This is a genomic window from Winogradskyella sp. Asnod2-B02-A (genome assembly GCF_045063645.1).
Lineage (GTDB): Bacteria > Bacteroidota > Bacteroidia > Flavobacteriales > Flavobacteriaceae > Winogradskyella.
Map to the genome: position 1 here is coordinate 1 of NZ_JBEFOG010000019.1, position 1371 is coordinate 1371.

Genomic DNA, 1371 nt, shown 5'->3' on the forward strand with positions numbered 1-1371 from the left:
GGTCTATTTATTATGCACAATATTTTTCAGATTGAGGGATTCCACAGAGTGATTTTCTAATATTGGAAGTTAAAATGTATCAATCTTTGAAGGATGTTTATTGGTCTGGCAAACTTGTAGTTAACGTTGTTGTATATGGTTTGTTGCGTGTTTCAAGCAACTAATTTAGTAAATAATTACCGACCAAGAAAGTCCGCGAGGACTTTCGTAAGTAGACGATAAACAGCAATAAATTATATACGGTGTTGGCAAATCGTTTTTTATTTCCAATAACTTATTTTTCTCGAATCAACATAAATTGGAACGAATTCCTTTGAATTATTAAAATGTTCTTTCATTGATACATTTTTCTTAATCCAATTCCCATTTTCATCAAATTCATAGTCAAATTTTAATTCACGATGTAATTTTGAATCTTCATATTCTTTTGAGTTGATTACATTGTAAAGTATGTCAAACTCTGTAACATTATTTAAATGCTTTTTTAAATCGGCTGATATTGTATAAGAAGTTTGTTTAGAAATTCGTCCGTTTTTCCATTCAGTTTCGCTTATCATTTCAACCCATTCTGTCTTATGTGAAGACTCAATTAAATTGTCGTTGTCGTCATACTTGTTGCGAATAGTTGTTGCTGATTTGTCATTTCCTTTTTCTTTTTGAGTTGCAAGTACAAGTTTATTATTATGATTAAAGGTTTGTTCGCTGTTTACTTCAGTCGTATCATTTCCTTTAACAGAAATTCGTTTTATTTGATAATCATTTTTTCCATAATAAAAAGTTGTTTTATGGTCAATTGTATCATTAACGAAAACACTCAATTCACTCGTGTTTTTGATAGTATCATATTCTGAAATTTGAACAATATTCGATTCGTTTAATTTGTTAATTGAAACACTTTTTATGAACTCTTGGTTTTTGTTGTAATCAATAACATTGGTTTGTGTAATTTCTCCATAATTATCGAAGTATTCTACTTTTTTCAATTCCCCAAAATCGGTGTATTCTTCTATTTTGTTCAGAATAGGTTTATCTTCATTTCCTGTGTTCTGAAAAGTTGTTTTGTAATATTTAATTTTTTTAACTTTTCCATACAGATTGTTTCCTTGTAAAGCGTTTTTCGAATCTGAATAAATTGGCTGTAAATCAGTTCTCAATTCCGTTTTGTTTTGGCAGTTAAATAAAATAATTGACATTAAAGTCAGTAAGTAAATTTTTCTCAATGTTCTTATTTTCAAATGTGTGTCAACGTGTTTGTGTATGGTTAGTTGCGTGGTTCAGCAACTAATTTAGCAAACTTTTACGAACCCGTGAAAATTCCGCAGGAATTTTCGCAAGTAGGCTAGAACAAAGCAATTAATTATACACGTTGTT

The 1371-nt window shown here is 29.4% G+C and carries 1 protein-coding gene; it reads right to left on the bottom strand.

From position 1 onward, the window contains the following. Positions 1-260 precede the first annotated feature (260 nt). Positions 261-1154 carry a hypothetical protein gene (locus ACJJVO_RS00320; RefSeq protein ID WP_405569019.1) on the bottom strand — a complete coding sequence of 298 codons (894 nt, stop codon included), beginning with the start codon at positions 1152-1154 and terminating at the stop codon, positions 261-263. Positions 1155-1371: the final 217 nt, after the last annotated feature.